Raw genomic sequence first — 24,296 nt, 5'->3', positions numbered from 1 at the left:
GTCTCCTCCGTGTGTTTCGTATCGCGATGCGCCAATGCACGATGTGGCGCGACGCCGTTTCTATCCTGACTCTATCGCGTGGTCAGTGCGGGCATCCGCCGCGCCGGCCTATCGAAGCAGTCGAAAAACGCGTGCAACTGCGCAGCCGTGCCGCGCTCCAGGGTTACTGTGCCGCTCTCCAGACACTTCGGCAACTGCGCCGCCATGTCGCGAAGCGCACTGTACAAAGTGGCGGTTTGCAGCGCGAGTTGGACGTCGATCGCCGCAGGCGCGCACTCGTGAATCTGCAACACGCCACGCCGCAATTCGAGCGCGTAGGTTTCATCGCGATCCGTCACGCGGAATGCGAGCGTCATCTGCACATTGGCGCAACGTTGCGGATCGACGTTTACACTGAAGCGCTGGAACACATTGCGCAACGGTTGAGCGCGCAACACATCCGCCGAGGCGAAGCTCGAACTGCCGCCAAACGGCAATTCGTCGAAGGCGTGTTCGAGCTCGCGTGCTGCGCTCAGATACCAGTTGCGCCAGTTGGTGTTCACCGTGCGATAGCCCAATTCGCGCAGCGCGCTCGCCTTGAGCTTGCGCGCCTCGCTGTCGGTTTTGTCGAGACGCACCAGCAGCGTGGCCAGCTCCGCGGCCCAGCGCCAGTCCGAATCGTCCAACGCCGCGCGCACGGCGGCGCGCACCGCTTCTGCGCCGCCCATCATCTGCACCATGCGCCGCGAACGCTCAACACGCGGCAACGGATCGAGCGACGCCGGATCGCCGTCGAACCAGCCGAGTTGACCGCTATATACCTGTCGCACCGAATGCTTGACGGTGCCGTAGTACTCGCCGAGCCATGCATGTTCCGCGAGATGAGGCGGCAGCGCGGGAACCGCCTCGGCGAGTTCATCCGGACTCAGACCGAGGTTCATCTGGCGGATGGTCTGGTCGTGGATGAACTGGATAGCGTCGCGGTACACGCACAACACCTCGGCAACGTATTGCGCGCCCGATACCGGGCGGCCATGCGCAGGCACCATATGCGCCGCATTGAAACCGCGCATCATGTCGATCGTCTGATACCAGCGCACCGGATCGCGATAACGCGTGCCGCGCAGCGTATGCACGTTCGCGAGACACTCTCCCTGGATCACTTCCGCCGACAGCAGCACATCGAGATCCGGCAGCCACATGACGATTTCGTCGTCGGCTTCGGAAGGCGCATAGCGGAACTCGAAATGCACGCCTGCCAGCACGATGTCGAGCCTGTCGTCGAACACGCGGGTCGGCGCGAAGAAACTCGCCGGCTCGGCGATCAGAACCGGCCCAATGCCCGCGTTGACCTTGCCGGTCGCGCCCTCCGGCAGCAGGGTGCCGAAGCTGTACGCCGAACGCGTGGCAAGAATCGGCGCCACGAGATTCGCGTTGTTAATCACGGTTTCCATCAACGAGCGGTGCGCGATGATCTCGATGCTGCCGGCCTCGAGCGCGGTTTCGTCGACAAAAGCACGCACGCCGCCCGTATGATCCGTGTGGTTGTGCGTGTAGACCACGGCCTTGACCGGCAGCTTTGCGTGCCGCGGATCGATCGCGCAGAAATCCTCATAGATGCGTTTCGCTGCCGACACCGCTTCGGTCGTGTCGATGACCACGATGCCCTCGTCGCCCACCACGAAGATAATGTTCGCGATTGCATAGCCGACCGCGCAATACACGCGCTCGGCGACGCGATAGATCCGCTGCGCCATGCGTCGCGAGTGCTCGGTGAGGCGCGGCGGCACGGTCGGCGCAGCAATCGTGAATGCGAGATTCACGCCGGCGTCGAACGCGACATCGAGCGGTTCGCCGATATGCGGCGCATCGAAGGCGGGATTGCGGCCCCGTTCCGGGCAACATGAACTCATGCAGTGTCTCCTTGAAGGCTCGACGGCGCGCAGTGGAAATCGTGCGGCATCCGGATAGTTTTCTGGCGTACAGAACCGGAATTCCGATTCCGTTTTTTGGGCAAAAAAATCAGTGGTCCGGGAGGCCGAGGCAACGGCGCAGCCGGATCTGCAACCACGAGCGCAACTGGCGGCTGGACAGCGACAAAGGACCGGGATCGTTCAGCACGCTGTTGACCAGCATGCCAAGAATCATCTGCAAAGTGGCGCGCACTTCGAATTCGAGCGCCTGGGTGGTGTCGTGATCCGCCTTGATGCCGCGCGACCGCGCCAATGCGGTGACGAGACGCGGCACCATCATTGCCAGAACTTCGTGATTGGCCGACTTCACGACATCCCAACTGGCTTTGCGTTGCGACGCCCGCAGCAGCGACGCGTGATACAACCCGCGATTGCGCCGGAACGTCACGACGTAAAACGAAATGACCGCATCGGCAAGCGTGCCCGCATCGTTCGAACGCCAGGCAGGGTCACGCTCGACGGCCTCGCGTACGTGCTCGAGCCCCGCTTCCATCGCCGCATCCTGGAGGACATCGAAGAAGGCGTCCTTGTTGTCGAAGCGCCGATAGAACGCGCCGATCGACGTACCCGCGCGCTCGACGATGTCGTTGATCGACAGATCGTCGAGATTGCCGCTCGCTTCGATCAACTCGCGCCCGGCCTGCAGCATGCGAACGAGCCCCTGCTGACTGCGCGTCTGACGCGGCGCCGCGATGGCGCCTGGCTGCATTTCGCGGCCGCGCGGTGAAGTCGTCGTCATGCGCTGCTCAGTCTCGGTTCGCTGCTTCGAATAAAGGGAGATTCACGTAAAACCGGAATCTGGATTCCGGATCGTCCGCGATTGGAGCCGTTGTGTCAACCGCCTCCAGGGTAATCACCGGGACGCTCATCGAATCGCACCGCCGGCCATCCATCCGCCCGCTACGCCGTCGGCGCGCCGGAGTGCAGCAGGCCCTGCGCAGCGCGGTTGGCGTCCTCCATCACCTGCTCGGCAAGCCCCAACGCGGAATACGCGGCGGGCGAAGGCGTGCGTTCGGCCAGATACACGAGCGCGAATTCCAGTGCGAGACGCGGGGGATTGACGAGCGGAATGCGCGCGAGCCGCCGCATTTCCAGATCCCGCCGCACCGCTGACGCCGTGGAGAACAGCACCGCGTCCGTCTGCGCGGCGACGTCCTTCAGTACCGCCACGTCGTTGCATTCGATCTGCAATGGAATCTGCTCGTGAGCACGATACTTGAGCAGGCGATGCAAGGCGTCTTTCATGAACGCGGGCAAGCTCACCGAGACCAGCGGGAACTCGCGCAACGCCGCCAACTGCACGGTGCCGCGTGCAAACAGCGGATGGTCCGGCCGCGCGAACCAGCCGCCCTCGTGACGCGGCAGGCGCTGCAACGTGACATCGGGCGTGACGGGCGGCACCCGGCGGTCGGTGACCAGAAAATCGATCTGTTCGCCCCGCAGCTTGGCAAGCAGCCCATCGCCTTCGCCGAGTTCGATCGACACCTTGATCTTCGGAAAGCGCCGCGCGAACTCCACCAGCAAGTCCGGCAGTAGCACGACGGCCGCATAGGGACCGAGGCCGATACGCACTTCGCCGAGTTCGTGCGCCTTCAGCAGTTCGACGTCGCGGAACAGGCAACGCGTTTCGAACAGCACACGCCGGGCGCGCTCGACCAGCAGCCGCCCGGCCGCTGTCATCGCGACGCCGCGGGCGGCACGATCGAACAGCTTCATGCCGACTTCCTCTTCCAGCGCCTGGATGCTGCGGCTCAACGCCGGCTGGCTCAAATGAACCCGCTCGGCGGCGCGCGCAAAACTGCCTTCCTCCGCCAGCGCGATCAGATGGCCAAGGCGGCGGGAATTGACCTCATGCATGATTTGCAAGCTCCCGATAACGAGAATGCACTTGAACAATTCACTTATACCACCTCAAATGGGCGAAAACCCAGCGCCTCGCGCCAGAAACGGAGACACGCCTTGCCCACTATTCTCAGCAGCACGAAGCGCTGCACGGCGCTCGCCGCCGATACGGCGCCGCTTCAGGCCGCCCACACACGCGAGGCCGCGCCGAGCCGCCGCTGGGTCATCGTCGCCTCGCTGTTCCTGTTCATGCTGATCAATTTCGCCGACAAGGCCGTGCTCGGACTGGTCGCGATCCCGATGATGCATGACATGCAATTGACGCATGGTCAGTTCGGTTTCGTCGGCAGCGCGTTTTTTCTGCTGTTCTCGCTCTCGGGCATTGCCATTGGCCTGATTGCCGACCGCGTCAATATGAAATGGCTGCTTGCCGCGCTCGCGCTGACCTGGGCGGTCGCGCAGTTGCCGCTCGCGTGGCCGACCAGCTTTGCCGTGTTGCTGCTATGCCGCGTCCTGCTGGGTGCGGGCGAAGGACCGGCCTCGTCGCTCGCGTTGCATGTGGTCTATAGCTGGTTCGACGACCGTGAGCGCAGTCTTCCCACCGTCATCGTGCAGCAGGGGGCAACGGCGGGCGTCATCATCGCCGGGCCCGCGCTCACCTATATCTCGCAGCGGTGGCACTGGCACGCAACGTTTCTCACGCTTGGCGCGGTCGGCATTGGCTGGACGATCCTGTGGCTGTGTCTGGGCAAGACGGGGAATCGTCAGCACAACGCCTCACCCGCGCTTGCCGTTGCAGGGGCGGTCCCTCGCGCGGCGTCGTTGCGCTTGCGGCACATGCTGAGCGACCGCACGGTCATCGGCGTGATGCTGCAATGCTTTGTCGCCTATGCGGTAATCGCGATCGGTTTCACCTGGGTGCCCGCGTATTTCCGGCTCGGCCTCGGCTTCGCGGCAACCCAGGCCGGCTGGCTGTTCGCGCTGCAAGTCGCGGCGCAGATTCCGATCGGCATCGCGCTCGCGATGGTCTCGCATCGCATGCTCAAGCGTGGCGTGTCGTCGAAGGCAGCTCGCGGCAAGTTGATCAGCGCGGTATGCGTGGTGAGCGGACTGGCGTACTGCGCATTGCTGTTCGGCGCGCCGCCGCTCGTCAAGGTCGCCTTGATGGGGCTCGCCAGCGCGTTGGCGCTTCAGACGTTCACCTTCGGTCCGATGCTGGTCGCGGAAGTCGCGCCCGTGGCGCGGCGCGGGGCCTTGCTCGCGATCACCAACTCGATCTTCACCACGGCCGGACTGATCGGCCCCGTCGCGATGGGCAAGCTGCTCGGCGCGGCAGGCGACGCGCGTGGCTACGAGATCGGCTTCGCGGTAACGGGCGTGCTGCTGCTGATCGTCGGCACAACAGGGTTCACGCTGATCGACCCGCAACGGTCGAAGCGGCGCATGGAAGGCGCGCCGGCGTAAATCGGGCGTTCAGAACTGATGCCGCATACCGGCCATCAGGCCAATCTGGCTCCCCTTCTGCGCCAGCCCGACACCGTTGACGCCTTGCAACTGCGCGCCGATCAAACCGCCCCGGTACAGCGAGTAGTCGCCTTCCAGATAGACATCGGTGCGCAACGAAAGGTTGTAGTCGGCGACCAGTTGGTACTGCCACGCTGAACCGTTCTGCGCAGCGGTTTTACCGTCCTGCAGGGTGCGCCACACGTTCGCTGCGAAGTGCCAGGCGTTACCGACCTGCTGCGTGATGCCGCCCATGATCATGCGACGCCGCGAAAAATCGGTGTACTTGAGCGCGGCCAGCGCAGGCGCGGTAAACGGCCCGTTGGCAAAATTCGAAAATCCGGCGTCATTCTGGTCGACGATATAGCCGGCGGAAAACCGGGTCATGTTCCACGTGTACGACCCGCCGAAGGTCCACGCCTTCGCCGCGGCGCCATTGACTGAATCTTTCGACTCCTGATACGCGCCGCCGAACGTGAACGGACCACCCGGTGCGTAAGCGGCCGCCACGCCCACCTGGCTGCCGTATGAATTGCCCGCGTTGCCGCCGAATGCGTAGCCGGCGGCGAGATGGAAACCCGCATATTTCGCCTGATACTGCACCTGGTTGCTGGTCCAGATGCCGCCGGTCATCGTCACTTCCGGCTGAAAGCTGAAATCGTATGGAATCCAGAGATTGCTGCCATAACCGCCAATGGTCACGCCCTCGATCATCACGTTGTACTGACGGCCGAAGATCACCTGACCAAAGGAATCCGAGCGCACGCCCACCTGTGCCTCATTGAAGAATGGCAAAGTGGGATCGCTTTGGCCGCTATTCATGTAGAAACGGTTTTCGAGCTTGAAGAACGTCGACCAGCCGCCGCCCAGATCCTCGGTGCCCCTGATGCCCCAGCGGCTCTCCGTCATGCCGCCATTGCCGAGTCCGAGCGATGAATCACCGGCCCGATTTGCATGAGTCAGGTAGCGCACGCTCTCGTCGATCACGCCGTAAAGCGTCACGCTCGATTGGGCGTGCGCCATGTGGCACGCCAACGCGGCGGGCACGGCTGCCATCGCCCACCTGCTTACGTTCTTCATGTCGTCTCCTCGTACAGGTTCCCGCTTTTTGCGGATTTTTGACGCCGCCGCACCCGACGCGACGCGCCGCCACGCTGCTCATCTGAGGCCGCACAATCGACGGGAAGATGCCGCCCGGGTCCGCGTAGGAGCTCCCGTGAAGGCCCGTACAAGCCACTTGAATGAGCTGACGAAATGCGCGTGGATGAACCTTAGCGCGAAATCGGGGCAGTAAGAAAATAGACAGACATAAGTGTTGTTCTCTCATCGAAACGCTTGCAGATTGTAAGAAGCACGCGTAGGCGGTGGGGTCATCGCATGGCGGGAGGGACGGATTTGATATCGTACGATCTATAACGACAACGCCACGAGACCCATGAGCGCCACCGCCCTGCCCGCCCGCCGCACCCTGGACAGCTTCGCCATCCTTCTGATGATTGGCTTGTGCGCGATCTGGGGACTGCAGCAAGTCGCGATCAAGAGCGCCAACACCGCATTGCCACCGATATTCCAGGCGGGTTTGCGCTCGGCGATCGCCGCGGTGCTGGTCTGGGGTTGGGCGCGCTCGCGCGGCACCCCGTTGTTTCGCGACGACGGCACGTTGGGCGCCGGCTTGCTCGCGGGCGTGCTGTTCGCCGGCGAATTCGTGTGCATTTTTCTCGGCCTGACGCTAACCAGCGCTTCGCGCATGGCGGTGTTTCTGTACACCGCACCCTGCTTCACAGCGCTCGGCCTGCACTGGTTCGCCGATGGCGAGCGGATGCGGCGCACCCAGTGGCTCGGCATCCTGGTGGCGTTCGTGGGCATGGCGCTAGCGTTCGCGGACGGTTTCCTGCACGACCACGCGGCACAGGGCTCAACCCTGCAGGGCGTCGCCGGCGACGCGCTCGGCGTGCTGGCCGGCATCTTGTGGGCCGCGACCACCGTGGTGGTCCGCGCCACGCGGCTTGCCCACACGAGCGCCAGCAAGACGCTGTTCTATCAATTAATGGTGTCGGCTGTAGTGCTGCTCGCGCTCGCGCTGGGGCTCGGCCAGGCACGCGTGGAAACCGTCACGCCGCTCGCGGTGATGAGCGTTGCGTATCAGGCGGTGATCGTCGCGTTCGTCAGCTATCTGGTGTGGTTCTGGCTGTTGACCCGTTACGTCGCGTCGCGCCTGTCGGTGTTTTCGTTCCTGACACCGCTGTTTGGCGTGACCTTCGGCGTACTGCTGCTCGGCGAGTCGTTCAGTCTGCGCTTTCTGATGGCGGCGGCGCTCGTGCTCGTCGGCATTGCGCTGGTCAATGCGCCCGTGAAGCGGGCTGCTGCGTAGCGGTTGGAGTGCGCGCGGCGCGTTTCGCACGCGCTGCAGGACGCCGCGCGCTTACTTCGGTTCCGGACCGTACGACGCGACTCAGGCGTCGTCGGTCTCAACGTCCGCGGCTGCGGTGCCGCGCGTCGGCGAAGCGGCCACGATCTGCGCCACACGCACATATTCGGCCACCGGCACATCTTCGGCGCGACGTTGCAGATCGAAACCCAGCGCTTCGAAATCCACCAGATCGCGGAACGCGGCCAACGTGTTGCGCAGCATCTTGCGCCGCTGCGAGAAGGCCGCCGTGACCACCTCGCCGAGCACGCGCTCGTCCACGGCCGGCAATTCATGCAGTTCGTACGGGATCATCCGCACGATCGCCGAGTCGACCTTCGGCGGCGGCTGGAATGCCTCGGGCGGCACGTCGAGTTGCTTATCGATCACGTAGCGATATTGCAGCATGACCGACAGGCGGCTGAACGCCTTGGTGCCCGGCTCCGCCACCATGCGCTCGACCACTTCGTTCTGCAGCATGAAATGCTGATCGATCACGCGGTCCGCGAAGGCGGTCAGATGAAACAGCAAGGGGCTCGAAATGTTGTACGGCAGATTGCCGACAATGCGCAGCGACGCCTTCTCACCCGGCGCTGCGAGCGTGCCGAAGTCAAACGCAAGCGCGTCGCCCGCATGCAACTCGAGCAACGCGCCGAATTTGCTCTTGAGACGGCCAATCAGATCGCGATCCAGCTCGACCGCGTGCAACGGCGCCTCCGGCGTTGCCAGGCGCTCGATCAGCGGTTCGGTGAGCGCGCCAAGCCCTGGCCCGATCTCGACCATGCGCTCGCCCCGCTGCGGCCGGATCACGTCGACGATCGAATCGATCACGCCCATGTCGACCAGAAAATTCTGCCCGAAACGCTTGCGCGCGATATGGCCCTGGTGGCGGCCCTGTTGCTGTCTGCTGGTGGACATCGAAGAAACGCTTTGAAAGAGAACTGCTTAAGAATAGGAGCACCCGGGAACAAGCGGGAGCAACCGGGAACAACCCGGCAACAAACCAGCGCCACGCGCGCCACGAACACGAAAACAGCAAACGCCGGGGAGCGCGTACGCCCCGTCTGCGCGGCTGCCGGATCAGCCCGCGCGGCGGTGCTGCGCCATCGAAACCGCCGCATCGATCGCGGCGATCATACTGCCCGCGTCGGCTCGGCCGGTGCCGGCCAGATCGAGCGCGGTGCCGTGATCGACCGAGGTGCGAATGATCGGCAGGCCGAGCGTGATGTTGATGCCTTCGCCAAAGGTCGCGTACTTCAACACCGGCAGACCCTGATCGTGGAACATCGCCAGTACGCAGTCGGCCTGCTCCAGATAACGCGGCTGGAACAAGGTGTCCGCCGGATAGGGGCCAGGAGCGTCGATGCCTTGCTCGTTCGCGAGCTTCAGTGCCGGGGAAATCACCTCGATTTCCTCGCGGCCCAGATAACCGTTTTCGCCCGCATGCGGGTTCAACCCCGTCACGAGGATGCGCGGCGCGGGCAAACCAAAATGATGGCGCAAATCGTGATCGACGATGCGCAGCGTCTCGACGATCCCGTCGACCGTTAGCGCGGCGGAGACATCTTTGAGCGGCAGATGCGTGGTAGCCAGCGCGACGCGCAACGGGCGCTTGCCCGTGCCGGCCAGCATCATCACCACGCGCGGCGTGTGCGTGCGCTCGGCCAGATATTCCGTGTGGCCGGTGAACGGGACGCCGGCGTCGTTGATGGTGCTCTTTTGCAGCGGCGCGGTGACGATCGCGTCGAACGTGCCGGCCACGGCGCCGTCGATCGCGCAGTCGAGCAGATCGAGCACGTAGCGGCCGTTGGCGGCGTCCAGCTTGCCGGCCAGCGAGGGCGCGCCGAGCGGCCTATGCTGCACCCGCACGCGCTTGCCTTGCGCCAGCAACGCGGCCCAATCGACCCCGACCGCGCGCGCGCGGTCGGCCAGCAAATCCGCATCGCCCAGCACGGTGAACTGTGCGTGAGGCCAGTGCGCCGCCGCACCCGCCAGCGCCTGCGCGGTCAGCTCGGGGCCGACGCCGGCGGGCTCGCCGGTCGTGATCGCGATCTGTAACGGAAGGCTGGTAGGCTGCGCGGCGCTTGTCATGATGTTTATTGCATGCTCGACAGATTCGGCTTCACTTCCACGTAAGCGGTGTCGCGCAATTCGCGCAGCCAGTCGGCGTAGGCCTGTTCCGCCTTGCGCTGACCGATCGCCTGACGCGCCAGATCCATCTGCTGCGAAACCGAGCCTTCCGATTCGCGGCGGCCCAGCACCTGAATCAGGTGGTAACCGTATTCGCTGCGCACCGGATCGCTGATCTGGCCGTCCTGCAGGCTGTTCATCGCGCGCTCGAATTCCGGCACCGTCTCGCCCGGGCTGATCCAGCCGAGGTCGCCGCCTTGCGACGACGAACCGTCTTGCGAGTACGTGCGGGCGAACTTCGCGAAGTCGCCGCCGGCGGCGATCTCGTTCTTGATCTCAAGCAGCTTCTGACGCGCTTGCGGCTCGGACATGCCGTCGCCGACGCGCAGCAGAATGTGGCGAACGTGCGTTTGCACGAGCTTCGGTGCATCGGAGCTGGTGCCCTGGCCGGCGCGACGATCGACGAGGCGCAAGATTTCGAAGCCGTCGTTGGTGCGGATCAGGTCCGGGTTGATCTCGCCCGGACGCAGCGTCGAGGCGGCCTTGACGAACTCAGGCGGCAGCTTGGACGGCGGCACGAAACCCGTGTCGCCACCTTTCGAAGCATCCGGTGCCTGCGAATTCGACTTCGCCAGCTTCTCGAAGTTGGCGCCGCCTTTGGCTTCGGCCAGCAGAGCCTGAGCCTTTTTCTGCGCGGTTTCGATATCGGTTTCCGAGGCGTTCAGCGGCGCCTTCAGGAAGATGTGCTGAAGGTGTAGATCGCTCGTCAGCCCGGCGTTCGGGCCGCGCTGGCTGGCAATGTAGTTCGCGACCTCGGCATCCGACACCGTGACCTTGCTGTCCACTTCCTTCTCACGCAGACGCGAGAGCGTCAGCTCGGTGCGTGCGTCTTTCGTGAAGGTGGCCCAGGGCACGCCTTGCGCCTCGATGCGCGAGCGATACATGTCGAGCGACATGTTGTTGGCCTGCGCGAGCCGTTCGAGCGTTTTTTGCACGGCGGCATCGTCGATGTTGATGCCGTCTTCTTTCGCCTTCTGCAACTGGATGCGTTCCAGCACCATCTGGTTGAGCACCTGCTGGCGCAACTGGTCCATCGGCGGGACCGGGGCGTTCTGCTGGTTCAGCCGGTGGGTAATCAGGCCGATGCGATCGTCGAGCTCGCGCCGTGTAATGACACCGTTGTTGACCACTGCGGCGATGGTGTCGACCGTCTGGCCGTTATTGCCGGACGACAGCGCCTGCGCCTGAGCGGGCGCAACCGACAGGAAAGACGCTGCGGCGACCAGACCGGCCGCAAGTGTTGCCAAGCGAAGCTTTTTCATGATTGCCACAGATACTCCAATGATGTCGGGCGCGCCTGGCCCGTCTTTTCGCATGCGATAAATGATCGCGCCAGCGTCATTCGTAATTGGTGAAACGCGATTCCGGCGGCGGCGGCGGCGGCAACGGCGTATAGCCAGCCACGCTGGCGCGGAACGCCGGAATCAGCCCGTTGTCGACGGTCGACAAGCCCTTGAGCGTCAACTGCGCGAGAAACCGCGTGCTCGACTGATTCTGCCCCGACGTATTCAGACCGTTCGCGTAGCGCTGAATCCCGGCGCCGAGCGTCCAGCAGTCGGCGTCGTATTGCAGACCGACCAGACCGTCGACGATCCGATGGCCGCCCAGGTCGTAATTGAATCGCCCTACCCCGTACACCCGATGCGTCAGCGGCCACTGCCCCGAAATCAGCACCTGGTTGATCGGCGTGTTATCCAGCGTGGTGTTCGCGCGCGTGTAGCGATACGCGACATTGATCACCTTGCCGGAGGCCGGGCTGAAGCCAAAGCCGACGCTCGTCTTCACCAACTGGTTGTTGTCGGCATTATATTGGAACGCCGTTTCCGAAGCGAAACCGGCGCCGAGCTTGAGCGACGCCCCGAGGATCAGGTCCGAATGCGTGGCCTGCGTGCTGGTCTGCGTAGGCAGCAGCGTGACGCGCTGATCCTGGAAGTAATACTGCTGCGCGATCACGAAGCGCGCGCGTTCGTCGCCCGTTGCCGGGTTGATGAAGCGCGTGGTGATGGCCGCGGTCAGACGGTTCGCGTCGGCGATCCGGTCGTTGCCGACGAAGGTGTTCGGCGTGAAGATTTCCGCCAGCCCGAAGTCGGAGTCGGCCGTATCGAACAGCGGCGCGGACGCCTGGTTGCGGTACGGCGTATAGACGTAGTAAATCCGCGGCTCGAGCGTCTGGATGTAATCCTGCCCGAAGAGCCGTACCGAACGGTCGAAAATCAGCCCGGTGTCGAAGCTGAGCGTCGGGATCGATTCGGTGAAATTCTTCGGCGTGCCGACCGGTACGTCGTTGCTGATGTTGTTCAGGTTGTACGACGCAAGGTGCCACTGCACCTTCGGCGTAACGAAGTACCCAGGTCCGACCACCGAATACGACACATACGGGTTGAACATGACCCGCTGACCCTGGGTCAGGTCCCCGGTCGTGATGCGGAAATTCGTGTAGTCGGCTTCCGCGCCGTAGTCGAAACCGCCAACGTTGTACTTCGCGTACTTCACATTCAACTGCGGCTCGCGGCCATACGGCGCGATCGAAGGCGTCAGCGTCTGCCAGTGCTGTTCGCGGGCGAGCACCGACCACGGGCCGTTGTTATAGGTCAACCCGGCTTCCTGTTGATACAGAAGCTGGGTGCCGTTCAGGAACTGACTGACCGATGACGACAGATCTTCCGGATACGTGTTATCCGAGACCTTGTTGTAGTAGATATAACCGCCGAACCCGTTGCCGAAGTTCTGGTTGTGCTGGATGTACAGCGCGTAGCGGTTGGTGTGGGTCAGGTGGTCGTCCGGCAGAAACTCACCGGTGATCGAGCCCGAATACGTCGGCGACAGATAACGGAAGGTCGACTGCAGCTGCACGCCGCGTTTCGAGATCAGGCGCGGCGTGACGGTCAGATCGCGATTCGGCGCGATGTTGAAGTAGTACGGCAGCGACAGCTCGAAGCCGTTCGTCGAACTCACCGAGTACGAAGGCGGCAGAATACCGCTGCGCCGGTCGCCCGACAGCGGGAACGACAGCCACGGCGACGCGAATATCGGCACGCCCTGGAAGAACAGCACGCTGTTGTACGCGACACCTTCGTCCGCCCCGGTGTCGAAATCGAACTCGCCGCCTTTGAGGTACCAGGCCGGATTGTCCGAGCACGAGCAAGCCGTGTAGGTACCCTTCGTGAACACCGAACGCTCGGTGTCGAGCAGATCGACGCGCTCCGCGCTGCCGGAGCCGCCGGTCACGTTGAAGTGATACTTCGGCGCCGACATGAAGCCTTCGCTCGAGTCCACCCGCATATGCGCTTCGGGGCCGGAGAAGACGGCGCCGTTGTTGTTCAGGTGAACCTGGCCGTAGGCATCGGCCATGTCCGTGTCCTGATCGTAGTGCAGCGCGTCGGCCTTGATGACGAAGGTATTGCGCCGCACCTCGGCCGAGCCTTTCGCGGCCAGGTCCTGATCGGTGGTGCCGCTCGTCGTGTCGCCGAGCACGAAAGTGGCCGGCTTCTGGCTGGCCTGCAACGGATGGTCTTCGAGCTGCGGGGCGAGCTGCATGCCCCACGGCGCGTCGATAGGTTGCGGCTGCGCCGCTTCCCCCACCAGCTGGGCGTGCGCAAGCGCGGGCATCAGGCCCGGAACGGCGATCAACGCCGCTACGAGCCGCCTTTTGCGCGGCACTACGGCACAAGAGGAAGTCGTTTGGGAAAGCTGTCTAGGCGGCATGTATCGTTTGGCGAATCGGCCCGTCCGTCAGCTTCTGCAGTCACGATCCACCGCCTGCACACCCCGACCGTGACAGTCGGCTGCACATCAATATTTACAATCTGTCGAACGATGAGGCGGGCGGTAAAGCGGAATGCGCGAAAGCCGGCGTGAGTCGCGTCAAAAAAGTCGTGGGGTATTATATGGCAAGACGTTGCCCCCCTGAATTTGCCGCCGGTTTTCATGACGCTGCCCCTCTCCAAAGACTCCACCCAAGCTCCCGCCGACAGCCGCCTCGACCTGCTCAAGGCATGGCTGAACGCCCACGCAGCACGCTATGCGCTCGAACTCGACACGCTCGCCCCGGCCTCGTCCGACGCCAGTTTCCGGCGCTATTTCCGGCTTGCCTGTAAGGCGGCGGAAGGCGGCAGCAGCGGCACCCTGATCGCCGTCGACGCCCCACCGCCCGAAAAGTGCCGCGAATTTGTGCAGGTCACGCATCTGCTCGAGGCCGCCAATGTGCATGTGCCGCGTGTGCTGGAGGTCGATTTCGACGCCGGGTTCATGCTTGTCACCGATCTGGGCACCGCTTCGTACCTCGGTGCGCTGACCGAGGCGCAAGACGGGAATGAGCCCCGCCGCGCCCGCTCGCTGATGCGCGACGCGCTCGATGCGCTGATCCGCTGGCAGCTCACCTCGCGCGAAGGCGTGCTGCCGCCGTTCGACGAAGCCTTCCTGCGCCGCGAGATGGAATTGATGCCGGAGTGGTTCCTCGGCCGCCATCTGAGCCGCGAGGTCGACGAAAAGACCCGCGGGGTGCTCGATCGCACCTTCGCGCTGTTGATCGCCAGCGCCCGGGCACAGCCGCAGGTCTTCATGCTGCGCGACTTCATGCCGCGCAATCTGATGGTCGCGGCCGAGCCCAACCCCGTGAATCCCGGCGTGCTGGACTTTCAGGACGCGGTGTACGGCCCGATCACCTACGATGCCGCCTCGTTGCTGCGCGACGCCTTCCTCGGCTGGGACGAAGAGTTCGAGCTGGATTGCTTCGTGTACTACTGGGAGCGCGCGAAAAAAGCCGGCCTGCCGGTCGATCCGGATTTCGGCGAGTTCTACCGCCAGCTCGAATGGATGGGGCTGCAACGGCACATCAAGGTGCTGGGGCTGTTCTGCCGGATCAACTACCGCGACGGCAAGCCGCACTACATGAAGGATCTGCCGCGCTTCATCGGTTATTCCCGTAAGGTCGCCGAACGGTATGCGCCGCTGCGCCCGTTCGCGAAGCTGCTGGACGATCTCGAAGGCCGCGCGAATGAAGTCGGCTACACGTTCTGACCGATGACGATGTCTCTGAAGAAAGCGATGATTTTCGCCGCCGGGCGCGGCGAGCGCATGCGTCCGTTAACCGACACATGCCCCAAACCTTTGCTGGAAGCCGGCGGCAAGCCGTTGATCGTATGGCAGATCGAACGCCTCGCACGCGCCGGCTTTCAAACTATCGTGATCAACCACGCGTGGCTCGGCGAGCAGATCGAGGCCGCGCTCGGCGACGGTTCGCGCTGGAGCGTGCACTTGCGTTACTCGGCGGAACACGAGGCGTTGGAGACGGCGGGCGGTATCGCGCAAGCGCTGCCGCTGCTGGAGGACGAGGGCAGGAGCGAAGTCTTCGTCGCGGTCAGTGGCGACGTCTACGCGGATTTCGACTACGCGACACTCGACACGCGCGCCAAAGCGCTGAACGCGCTAGCCACGCCCGGCATGCATCTGGTGATGGTGCCGAACCCGGCGTTTCACCCGAACGGCGATTTCGGCCTGGTGGACGGGACGCTGTCGCTCGATGCGCAGCCGCGCTTCACATTCGGCAACATCGGTCTCTACGACACACGGATGTTTCGCGATCTGCCGCGCGGCACGCGGCGCGCGCTCACGCCGTACTATCGCGAGACGATTGCGCGCGGTCTCGCGAGCGGGGAGGTATATGAGGGTCTGTGGGAAAACGTCGGCACGCCGGCACAGCTACAGACTCTGGATCAGCGCCTGAGCGCACGATAAGCGCCGGGCACCCGGCGCAAGAGGTTCGCCCAAGCTCGCCCAGGTTCACGCAAGCTCGCTTAGTCACGCTCCACGCCGCCTTGGGCGCCGACGCAACACCTCACCGTCCGCCCTCTCCCGCGCTCACCGTTTCCGCCGACTCCGGCGTTTCAGCTGCACGTTGCTGCTGCAACGCCCACATCTGCGCGAACAGCCCGTTCGCACTCAACAATTCGGCATGTGTTCCACGCTCGACGATCCGCCCTTTGTCCATCACGATGATCTGCTGCGCGTGCACCACCGTCGAAAGCCGGTGCGCGATGATCAGCGTCGTACGCTCGCGGGCGATCTGATCCAGTTCATGCTGGATCGCACGTTCCGAACGTGAATCGAGCGCCGAGGTCGCTTCGTCGAACAACAGGATCGGCGGATTCTTGAGGATGGTCCGTGCAATCGCGACGCGCTGTTTTTCCCCACCGGACAACTTGAGGCCACGCTCGCCGACCGGCGTTTCATAACCCTTCGGCAGCCCTTCGATGAAGTCGTGAATATGCGCCGCGCGCGCCGCCGCGATCACTTCCTCGCGAGTAGCCGACGGACGGCCATAAGCGATGTTGTAGTAGATCGAATCGTTGAACAGCACCGTATCCTGCGGCACGATGCCGATCGAGGCGCGCAACGAATCCTGCGCGACATCGCGAATATCCTGGCCGTCGATGGTGATCGCGCCGCCCGTCGCACGGTCCAGATCGTAGAAGCGGAACATCAGCCGCGCGAGCGTCGATTTGCCCGAGCCGCTATGGCCGACCACTGCCGTAGTGCTGCCCGCCGGAATCGTGAAGCTCACGTCGTGCAGAATCTGCCGCGCCGGCTCGTACGAGAAGTTCACATGTTCGAAGCGCACCTGCGCACCGCTCACCCGCAACGCGGGCGCGTCCGGCACGTCGGGCACTTCCTGCGTGGCGCCCAGCAGCGTGAACATGCGATCCATATCGGTGAGGCTCTGCTTCAGTTCCCGATATACGACGCCGAGAAAATTCAACGGGATATAGAGTTGCAGCATGAAGGTGTTGATCAGGACCAGGTCGCCGAGCGTGAGGCGCCCGGCCATCACGCCTTCGGTCGCGCGCCATAGAATGAATACGAGACCCGTGCCGATGATCGCCTGCTGCCCGAAGTTCAGCGCCGACAGCGAGCGCTGCGATTTGATCGCGGCCGTGCGATAGCGCTTGAGATTTTCGTCGTAACGGTGTGCTTCCCACTCCTCGTTACCGAAGTACTTCACCGTCTCGTAGTTGAGCAGCGAATCGATCGCGCGCGAATTCGCCTTTGAATCGAGCTCGTTCATCGTGCGGCGAAAATGCGTGCGCCATTCGGTGACCTTCACGGTGAATACGATGTACGCGGCAAGCGCAATGAACGTGACGATCGCGTAATACGCCTCATACTTGACGATGAAAAAGCCGAGCACGAGGCCGACCTCGACCAGGGTCGGCAGAATGCTGTACAGCGAATACGAAATCAGTTGCGTGATGCCGCGCGTGCCGCGTTCGATATCGCGCGACATACCGCCCGTCTGCCGATCGAGATGAAACCGCAGCGACAAAGCATGCAAATGGCGGAACACTTTCAGCGCGAGCTGGCGCACCGCGCTTTCGGTCACCTTCGCGAACAGGATCTCGCGCAGCTCGGTGAAAAGCGAGGTGGACAGCCGCACCACCGCGTAGGCGACCACCATCAAACCGACTCCGCCAAGCAGCACGATGCCAGGCGAATCGTGCGCACGGCCGAGCGCGGTGAGATGCTTCACCGACGCGAGGCCGTCGATGATCCGCTTCATTACGATCGGCACGCCGAGATTCGCGACCTTCGCGCCGATCAGACAACTCAGCGCGAAGCCCACGCGCCATTTATAAGTAGCGAGGTAAGGCAGTAAGGACAGGATCGTTTGCCAGTCGTTGCGCGGCTGGGTCGAGATCGGGGAAGGTTCGGACGAGGGCGTACGGCGCATGGGATCGGCTGGGGAGAGGATGGAAGCGACGGAGTTCGCAGCGGCGCGCCGACCGGCAGCATGCCAACCCGGCACTCTGCTCGATGTCGCGCGACCCGGCTGGGCGCTTTCCCGTACAATTCCTGATCTTTCTATTGTCGCAGAAGCTGGCTGGCGCCGCTTTTCATGGGTTGACCGGCCGCCCGGTTGCAGGTGGACCGCGCCGATGCGGTGTCACTGCGTCGTGCAGTTGCCATGAAATCCCCGCCTGCCGCTCGAGCCGACCGAGCCGACCGAGCCATTACGAATTTCAAGGGTGCCCCGATGACCGATATCCTCCAACTTCCGCAAAAACACTGCGCGCTGCGCGTCGTTCCGCAGCCGTCGGACGCGAACGTCCACGGCGACGTGTTCGGCGGCTGGATCATGGCGCAAGTGGATATCGCCGGATCGATTCCGGCAAGCCGCCGCGCCAACGGCCGGGTCGCGACCATCGCGGTCAATTCGTTCGTCTTCAAGCAGCCGGTGTTCGTCGGCGATCTGCTGAGCTTTTACGCGGACATCGTCAAGACGGGCAACACGTCGGTCACCGTCGAAGTCGAGGTCTACGCGCAGCGTATGAGTCTGACCGAAGACCTCGTGAAGGTCACCGAAGCAACCCTGACCTACGTCGCAACCGACAGCGACCGGCGCCCGCGCGCGCTGCCCGTGCTGGATTAAACGGCAATTGGTGGCATTGAACGAAAACGAGGCGCCTGAGCGCCTCGCTTAACTTCACAGATTGTCCTCACCCGGTTGCGTTTGCAAGGCGGCTTGCGCCCCTGCTACCCGGTCCAAACGCAGCCGAACCCGCAATCGCTGTCCGGCCCGCAGCCGCTTACTGGCTCGCCGCCGCACCAGCAGCCGCCTTCTTCTGCGCGTTCTGCAGATCCGTCGGATAGTTCGGATCGTTACGCGACGGGTTATACCCGTTGCTCTCCAATTGCTTCAACTCTGCGTTCTTCTTGGCACGCGCCTCCTTGCGGGCGGCCTTGCGTTGCGCCTTGGCTGCTGCCTTGGACGCGGCCGACGGCTTGGCGGCATTGGTGGCATCGGCTGCCGGAGCGCTTGCGTCGTTTTGTGCGAACGCCGGTGCAACCGAAGCCACGCTCAGTACAACCGATGTCAACAGCACAGCCCATTTCTTTGCAGGTGAAGACGTCATTTTTCTCTCCAGTCGTATTGGAAGATATTCGACGGCGAAACGCCCTTGACGGAGTGCGAGCAGCGACAGGCGGGCGCAACGCCACGTGAATCGATGCTTCGTGGTTCCCGGGAAGTCTGAGACGGGAATCCCGAATATATACGACTGTCACGCGCCCGCAAACCGGTAATCCCCCTGCAAGCGGCCGCCGCATGTGCCAGGCGGCGCGCACGCTCACGAACCGTGACGCAAATAAGCGTCGACCTGCCCATCGATCCACTGGGCGAAATGCGCCTGTTTCGCGTTCAGGATCTCGCGTTGCTGCCAGACCAGCCAGTACGGATAGCGATACGGCACGCGGATGTCGGTGATCTGCACCAGTTCGCCCCGCGCGAGCGCATGCGCGACGAGGCTGCGCCGCTCGAGCGCGACGCCCTGCCCGAGCAGCACGGCGCCAATCACGATGTTCGAATCGTTCGCCGACAAGACCGTCGCTTCGGCGGCCGGCTCGGCCACCTGCGCCGCCTGACACCAGTCGCTCCAGGGCGCGTCGGGGCTCGAGATCAGCGGACATGCGAGCACGTCCTCGGCCGTGCGAGGAAAACGGCCATGCGGCCCGAACGCGAAATGCGGTGCCGCGACCACGAGCATGTCGTCGTCGAACAGTTTCTGTTGTGCGACGTCGGGCCAATGCCCTTGCCCCATGCGAATGCCGATGTCGCTGGTGCCCTGGCGAAAATCCTCGATCTGCAGATTCGTCATCAGGCGCACGCGATAGTATGGATGCGCCTCACGGAAGCTCGCGAGGCGCGGCACGAGCCAATGCTGCGCGAACGACGGCACGGTTGAGATCACCAGATCGCTTTGATGCGGACGCGCCTGCGCACGGCGGGTCGCCAGGGTGATGTCGCGCAGCGCGGAGCGTATTTCGAGCGCGTACAGCCGGCCGTCGTCGGTAAGGCGCAGGCCACGTGCTTCGCGCACGAACAGCGCGACGCCCATCGACTCCTCCAGCACCTTGATCTGCTGACTGACCGCCGAATGCGTGACATGCAACTCCCGCGCGGCCGGCGTCACGCCGCCGAGCCGGGCGACGGCTTCGAAGCAGCGCAGAGCAGCCAGTGGCGGAATGGGTTTCATGTAAGAAATTCTGACGTAAACCGTCGAATAATGTCGCTTTTTCTGCCATGAAAAGACGGTTAATCTATTGCCTTCACGCTCCGTAGGCACCGCCTGACAGGCAAATCGCCGCCCACCCGCTCGCACGGGCAGCCATATAGATCTTCTAACGGGATTGAGATGAAACTGATCGGAATGCTGGATTCACCCTACGTGCGCCGGGTCGCTATTTGCCTGAAGTTGCTGAAGCTCGACTTCGAGCATCAGTCGATTTCGGTGTTCAGCACTTACGACGCGTTCGCGAAGATCAACCCGGTCGTGAAAGCACCCACGCTGATCCTGGACGACGGCCAGCAGGTGATGGATTCGACCGTGATCCTGCAATACGTCGCCACGCTCGCCGCACCGGATCAACGGATTTTCCCGACCCAGGCGGACCACTGCCTGCGGGCGGCCCGCCTCACCGGTCTCGCGCTGGCCGCTTCTGAAAAGACCGTGCAGATCGTCTATGAACGCAATCTGCGGCCGGCGGAGAAACAGCATGAGCCGTGGATCAAGCGGGTGACCGAGCAATTGCATGCCGCTTATCGTGCGCTCGAAGAGGAACTCGCGGCGGCGCCGCTGCCGGTCGAACCGAACCGTTTCGGTGCGGCGGACGTCGCGGTAGCCGTCGCGTGGAATTTCACGCAGATGTTTTTGCCGGAGATCGTCACCAAGGCAGCGCACCCCCACTTGCAGGCATTTTCCGAAGTGGCGGAACGACTGCCGGTTTTCCTCGACACGCCTGCCGCCTGAGATCCCCGCCGGACAGGAACGGGTATCGATCGTCGATTGCTGCGCGGCACACAGCGACTCAGCCGCCGCCCCTCGCTTTCACTGGCGGCCGCAGAGATCGAGACGCGCAGCGGCAGTGGCCGCCGCGCGGCGTGTACGGCTGTGGCGCTGCGCATTGATGCCCGCCTTGATAACGATGCACAGCAGCGTACCGATCAGCAGCACCGCGGCCGCCCACGGCAGCGAGACCGCGCCGTACCGGTCCATCGCAATGCCGCCGAACGCCCCGCCGCCCGCTATCGCGAGATTCCAGAACGTGACGATCATCGATTGCGCGACATCGGCGCCCTCGCCCGCGGCACGCGCCGAGGCCGTTTGAAAGAGCGTGGCGGCACCACCGAACGCGAGCCCCCATACCCCCACCCCGGCATAGACAACGGCCGGCAGATCGCTCGCCAGACCGAGCGTCACGACGGCCGCACCGAACAGCGCGACACTGATCAGCGTCAGCCGGCGCAGATGCCGGTCCACCAGCACGCCGACGATCGCGATACTCACAAGCGCCATCACCCCAAACACAAGCAGTACGACATCCACGCGCTGCTGCAAATATGCGAGCGCAAGAAACGGCGAGATGTAGGTGTAGAGAATGGTATGCGCGAGCACATAGGTGAACATCACCGCGAGTACGGCCTTGAGACCGGGTGAGGCGAGCACGCCACTCAAGGTCGTGCGCCGTCCGGCCGCCTGCCCGGCGAAATCGGGCACCTGCCAGCGGACCCAGCCGAGCAGCACGACCGTCAGCACGCTCATCGCACCAAACGTATAGCGCCACCCGATTGAAGCGCCCATCAGCGTCCTAAGTGGAATGCCGAGCGATAAGGCCAGCGGCACGCCCGTCATCGCCACCGCAATGGCACGGCCTTGCAGATGCGCAGGCGCCATGCGCGCCGCGTAGCCGGCAAGCAGCGCCCATAGCAGACCCGCCGACACGCCGGCAAAGAAACGCGCGACCAGCGTGAGCGTGTAGTTCGTCGACAGCGTCGTTACCGTATTGACGACGATAAAACCCGCGATCGCCATCAGCAGCAACGGACGACGGCGCCATCCGCGCGTCGCGATTGCAAGCGGAATAGCCGCCAGCAACGACCCCGCCGCGTACACGGTGACGAGCTGCCCGATCAGTGCCGCCGACACCCCGAAGTCGCCGCTCATTTCGCGCAGCAGGCCGGCGGGCAAGGCCTCGGTAAGGATCGTGATAAACCCGCCCGTGGCGAGCGCAAGCAAACCAGATAGCGGCAAGCGGCCGGCAGATTCGGGCGATTGTGCCGAACGTGCCGATCGTGCTGATGGTCCCGGACGCGTCGCGGCGTCAGCCAGATCCTGGTCGAATTCGCTCATGAGCGGCTCGCGCCCTGAACCTTGGCCGCGCTCACGCCATACACCGCATCGCGCAGTTCGTTCACAAACGCCCCCGACATGCCTTCGTACAACGTGTTGGTCAACGCAACGACACTCAGACCGCGGCTACGGTCCACGAACCAGGAATGGCCATACGCGCCACCCCAGCGCCAGGTGCCGGGCGACTCCGGCGAATCGGCGGCGAGCGGATCGCGCAGCACCGAAAAGCCCAGACCGAAACCGTAGCCCGGCTGATCGGGCGGCCCCATCTCGCCCGTCTGATTGCGGCCCATTTCGTCGACGATCGCACGCGGCAGCAAAGCGCCGCCGCCGTCGCGCAGCGTGTCGAGCAAACGCAGCACGTCGTCGGCGCAACCCACCATGCCCGCGCCACCTGACGCAAACGCTTCGGGATCCAACGCACGCGCCGGCTCGAAATCGATACCGACCGCTCCTTCGAACGGTGTCGCGCGTTCCTTGTCGCGCATGCGGTGCGGTCGTGGCACGTCGCTCACGTAGGGGGTCGCGAGACGCTGCGCGTCGAGCGTATAAAAGGCGGTGTCGTTCATCCCAAGCGGCGCGGTGACGAGCTCACGCACCGCGTCGCCCAGCGGCGACTGCGTCACGCGTTCGATCAGCGCGCCCAGCACGTCGATCGACAGCGAATAGGCCCAAGCCGTACCCGGCGCGAACAGCAACGGTACGCCGGCAATCCGGCGCAAGTTCTCAGCGAGCGTAATGCCGGCGCGATCCATCCCATCGGAAACACCTGCGCGGGCATACGGACCGTGCTCATCAGGTTCGAGAAAACGGTAGCCGAGACCCGCCGTATGCGTCAGCAAATACCGCACGGTGAGGTGCACGGCGGCGCCGTCCGCTCCACGCGGCGTGAACTCGGGCAGATAGCGCTCGACTGCGTCGTCGAGCCCCAGGCGCTGCTGACTGACCAGCACCATCGCGGCCGTCGAGACGATCGGCTTCGAAATCGACGCGAGCCGGAACAGCGTATCTTCGCGCATCGGCTGTTCATGCTCGCGGTCGGCTAGACCTGCGGCGCGGCGATACACCGGCTCGCCGTGCTCGGCGATCAGTACGACGCCGCCAACGAGGCGTTGCTCAGCCAGCGCTCTATCGATCACCGCATCGACCCGCAGCGGGAGTGGCGCGGGATCGCGAGCAGAGCGGGACAGCGCGGACAATTCAGTCATGACGGCTCCAATCAGAGGGATGCGGCCATCATACGAATCCGGCAAATGAAGAAAAACTGGGATAGAGTTCCTCAGTCTACGGACATTTATGTCCGGAATCGGAGGCAGCGGTGGAGAGTCTGGGCGGGTTCCTGGTATTCGTGCAGGTGGCGGAGACACGCAGCTTCGTCGCAGCCGGGCGGCTACTCGGCGTGTCGGCGTCGGCAGTGGGCAAGCGCATCGCGCGCCTCGAAGAAAGGCTCGGCGTGCGGCTTTTTCATCGCAGCACGCGCAGCATCACGCTCACCACCGACGGCATGCAGTTTCTCGAACGCAGCCGGCGCATCCTTGCCGAAATCGAAGCAGCGCAACTGGAAATATCGCAAAGCGCCGGCTCGCCGCGCGGCCGCTTGCGTGCGAGTCTGCCGCTGGTCGGTTCGCTGGTGTTGCCGATACTCGCCGATTTCATGCTGGCCTATCCGGAGATTGAACTGGATCTGGACTTCAGCGACCGCGTGGTCGATGTGATCGACGAAGGTTTCGACGTCGTGGTGCGTACCGGCGCGCTGGCGGATTCACGCCTCGCAGCGCGGCAAATCGGTTCATTCGGCGTCGTGCTGGTTGGCGCGCCGGCCTATTTTGCCCGGCACGGCACGCCGCAAAAACCCGCCGATCTCGCGAACCATATCTGTCTGCACTACCGCTACCCGAAGAACGGCAAGCTGGAGATCTGGCCGTTGCGACGCGAAGCCGGTGAGCGCGAGGTGACCTTGCCGATTTCGATGGTTTGCAACAACGTCGAAACGCGCGTGTGCTTCGCCATGCGCGGTTTGGGAATTGCGTGCATGCCGGATTTTTCGGTGCGGCAGGCGCTAAAAGACGGCCTGCTTTGCACGGTGCTCGACGACTACGTCGAGCGGGTGATCGATCTGAGTATCGTCTGGCCGGCCGGACGCAGCGTGCCGCCCCGCTTGCGGGTGTTCATCGATTTCATGGCCGCGCGGATTCTCGCGGACAACGTGCCCTAGCGCTA

At 63.7% G+C, this 24,296-nt stretch carries 20 protein-coding genes; 7 read left to right on the top strand and 13 right to left on the bottom strand.

Going from position 1 to position 24,296, the window contains the following annotated elements; all coding sequences use genetic code 11:
- Window positions 1–71: 71 nt before the first annotated feature.
- The 3 genes from HWX91_RS32885 to HWX91_RS32875 form a co-directional block, all read right to left on the bottom strand.
- Entirely contained in the window at window positions 72–1,892 is a 1,821-nt protein-coding gene (locus tag HWX91_RS32885) for an alkyl sulfatase dimerization domain-containing protein (protein ID WP_052660804.1), read from the bottom strand.
- A 109-nt stretch (window positions 1,893–2,001) separates the two neighbouring features.
- Complete coding sequence (locus HWX91_RS32880; protein ID WP_052660805.1) at window positions 2,002–2,691, bottom strand: TetR/AcrR family transcriptional regulator; 690 nt, start codon at window positions 2,689–2,691, stop codon at window positions 2,002–2,004.
- Window positions 2,692–2,852: 161 nt separating this feature from the next.
- Window positions 2,853–3,809 carry a LysR family transcriptional regulator gene (locus HWX91_RS32875; RefSeq protein WP_042276263.1) on the bottom strand — a complete coding sequence of 319 codons (957 nt, stop codon included), beginning with the start codon at window positions 3,807–3,809 and terminating at the stop codon, window positions 2,853–2,855.
- Window positions 3,810–3,911: 102 nt separating this feature from the next.
- On the opposite strand from HWX91_RS32875, the gene HWX91_RS32870 reads away from it, so the two are divergent.
- Window positions 3,912–5,258, top strand: coding sequence for an MFS transporter (locus HWX91_RS32870; RefSeq protein WP_052660806.1), 1,347 nt, complete (start codon window positions 3,912–3,914; stop codon window positions 5,256–5,258).
- A 9-nt stretch (window positions 5,259–5,267) separates the two neighbouring features.
- Here HWX91_RS32870 and HWX91_RS32865 read toward each other — a convergent pair whose 3' ends face one another.
- The gene (locus HWX91_RS32865) at window positions 5,268–6,377 is read right to left on the bottom strand and encodes a porin (protein WP_028198887.1); all 1,110 of its coding nucleotides are present in this window, start codon (window positions 6,375–6,377) and stop codon (window positions 5,268–5,270) included.
- A 355-nt stretch (window positions 6,378–6,732) separates the two neighbouring features.
- On the opposite strand from HWX91_RS32865, the gene HWX91_RS32860 reads away from it, so the two are divergent.
- The gene (locus tag HWX91_RS32860; protein ID WP_028198888.1) at window positions 6,733–7,668 is read left to right on the top strand and encodes a DMT family transporter; all 936 of its coding nucleotides are present in this window, start codon (window positions 6,733–6,735) and stop codon (window positions 7,666–7,668) included.
- Between the two features lie 81 nt (window positions 7,669–7,749).
- Here HWX91_RS32860 and rsmA read toward each other — a convergent pair whose 3' ends face one another.
- The 4 genes from rsmA to HWX91_RS32840 form a co-directional block, all read right to left on the bottom strand.
- Entirely contained in the window at window positions 7,750–8,622 is an 873-nt protein-coding gene (rsmA, locus tag HWX91_RS32855) for a 16S rRNA (adenine(1518)-N(6)/adenine(1519)-N(6))-dimethyltransferase RsmA (RefSeq protein ID WP_028198889.1), read from the bottom strand.
- A 162-nt stretch (window positions 8,623–8,784) separates the two neighbouring features.
- On the bottom strand, window positions 8,785–9,795 hold the full coding sequence (gene pdxA / locus HWX91_RS32850; protein WP_028198890.1) for a 4-hydroxythreonine-4-phosphate dehydrogenase PdxA: 1,011 nt from the start codon (window positions 9,793–9,795) through the stop codon (window positions 8,785–8,787).
- Window positions 9,796–9,800: 5 nt separating this feature from the next.
- Window positions 9,801–11,165 (bottom strand): peptidylprolyl isomerase, encoded by a 1,365-nt coding sequence (locus HWX91_RS32845; protein WP_028198891.1) that lies wholly within the window; start codon window positions 11,163–11,165, stop codon window positions 9,801–9,803.
- Between the two features lie 67 nt (window positions 11,166–11,232).
- Entirely contained in the window at window positions 11,233–13,599 is a 2,367-nt protein-coding gene (locus HWX91_RS32840; RefSeq protein ID WP_028198892.1) for an LPS-assembly protein LptD, read from the bottom strand.
- Between the two features lie 222 nt (window positions 13,600–13,821).
- On the opposite strand from HWX91_RS32840, the gene HWX91_RS32835 reads away from it, so the two are divergent.
- Both HWX91_RS32835 and murU read left to right on the top strand, forming a co-directional pair.
- A complete protein-coding gene (locus tag HWX91_RS32835) occupies window positions 13,822–14,913 on the top strand; it encodes an aminoglycoside phosphotransferase family protein (protein ID WP_028198893.1) in 1,092 nt (363 codons plus the stop codon).
- A gap of 3 nt (window positions 14,914–14,916) precedes the next feature.
- Window positions 14,917–15,630 (top strand): N-acetylmuramate alpha-1-phosphate uridylyltransferase MurU, encoded by a 714-nt coding sequence (gene murU / locus HWX91_RS32830; protein ID WP_028198894.1) that lies wholly within the window; start codon window positions 14,917–14,919, stop codon window positions 15,628–15,630.
- Between the two features lie 100 nt (window positions 15,631–15,730).
- On the opposite strand, the gene HWX91_RS32825 is transcribed toward murU, so the two are convergent.
- On the bottom strand, window positions 15,731–17,620 hold the full coding sequence (locus HWX91_RS32825; protein WP_028198895.1) for an ABCB family ABC transporter ATP-binding protein/permease: 1,890 nt from the start codon (window positions 17,618–17,620) through the stop codon (window positions 15,731–15,733).
- Window positions 17,621–17,923: 303 nt separating this feature from the next.
- Between HWX91_RS32825 and HWX91_RS32820 the strand changes: the two genes are divergently transcribed.
- Window positions 17,924–18,319 (top strand): acyl-CoA thioesterase, encoded by a 396-nt coding sequence (locus HWX91_RS32820; protein ID WP_028198896.1) that lies wholly within the window; start codon window positions 17,924–17,926, stop codon window positions 18,317–18,319.
- A gap of 157 nt (window positions 18,320–18,476) precedes the next feature.
- Here HWX91_RS32820 and HWX91_RS32815 read toward each other — a convergent pair whose 3' ends face one another.
- Together HWX91_RS32815 and HWX91_RS32810 are read right to left on the bottom strand one after the other, a co-directional pair.
- Entirely contained in the window at window positions 18,477–18,803 is a 327-nt protein-coding gene (locus HWX91_RS32815; RefSeq protein ID WP_030102082.1) for a DUF4148 domain-containing protein, read from the bottom strand.
- A 213-nt stretch (window positions 18,804–19,016) separates the two neighbouring features.
- Complete coding sequence (locus HWX91_RS32810; RefSeq protein ID WP_028198898.1) at window positions 19,017–19,922, bottom strand: LysR substrate-binding domain-containing protein; 906 nt, start codon at window positions 19,920–19,922, stop codon at window positions 19,017–19,019.
- 159 nt (window positions 19,923–20,081) lie between these two features.
- Here HWX91_RS32810 and HWX91_RS32805 point away from each other — a divergent pair, with 159 nt between their 5' ends.
- Window positions 20,082–20,696, top strand: coding sequence for a glutathione S-transferase family protein (locus tag HWX91_RS32805; protein ID WP_028198899.1), 615 nt, complete (start codon window positions 20,082–20,084; stop codon window positions 20,694–20,696).
- Between the two features lie 78 nt (window positions 20,697–20,774).
- Here HWX91_RS32805 and HWX91_RS32800 read toward each other — a convergent pair whose 3' ends face one another.
- Together HWX91_RS32800 and HWX91_RS32795 are read right to left on the bottom strand one after the other, a co-directional pair.
- Window positions 20,775–22,055, bottom strand: a complete 1,281-nt coding sequence (locus tag HWX91_RS32800) for an MFS transporter (RefSeq protein WP_208459053.1) — start codon at window positions 22,053–22,055, stop codon at window positions 20,775–20,777.
- A 17-nt stretch (window positions 22,056–22,072) separates the two neighbouring features.
- Entirely contained in the window at window positions 22,073–23,284 is a 1,212-nt protein-coding gene (locus HWX91_RS32795) for a serine hydrolase domain-containing protein (protein ID WP_028198900.1), read from the bottom strand.
- 110 nt (window positions 23,285–23,394) lie between these two features.
- Between HWX91_RS32795 and HWX91_RS32790 the strand changes: the two genes are divergently transcribed.
- Window positions 23,395–24,291, top strand: a complete 897-nt coding sequence (locus HWX91_RS32790) for a LysR family transcriptional regulator (protein WP_028198901.1) — start codon at window positions 23,395–23,397, stop codon at window positions 24,289–24,291.
- Window positions 24,292–24,296: the final 5 nt, after the last annotated feature.

This window comes from Paraburkholderia fungorum (genome assembly GCF_902833645.1).
Taxonomy (GTDB): Bacteria; Pseudomonadota; Gammaproteobacteria; order Burkholderiales; family Burkholderiaceae; genus Paraburkholderia; species Paraburkholderia fungorum.
This window is presented reverse-complemented; position numbering and strand designations above follow the sequence as displayed.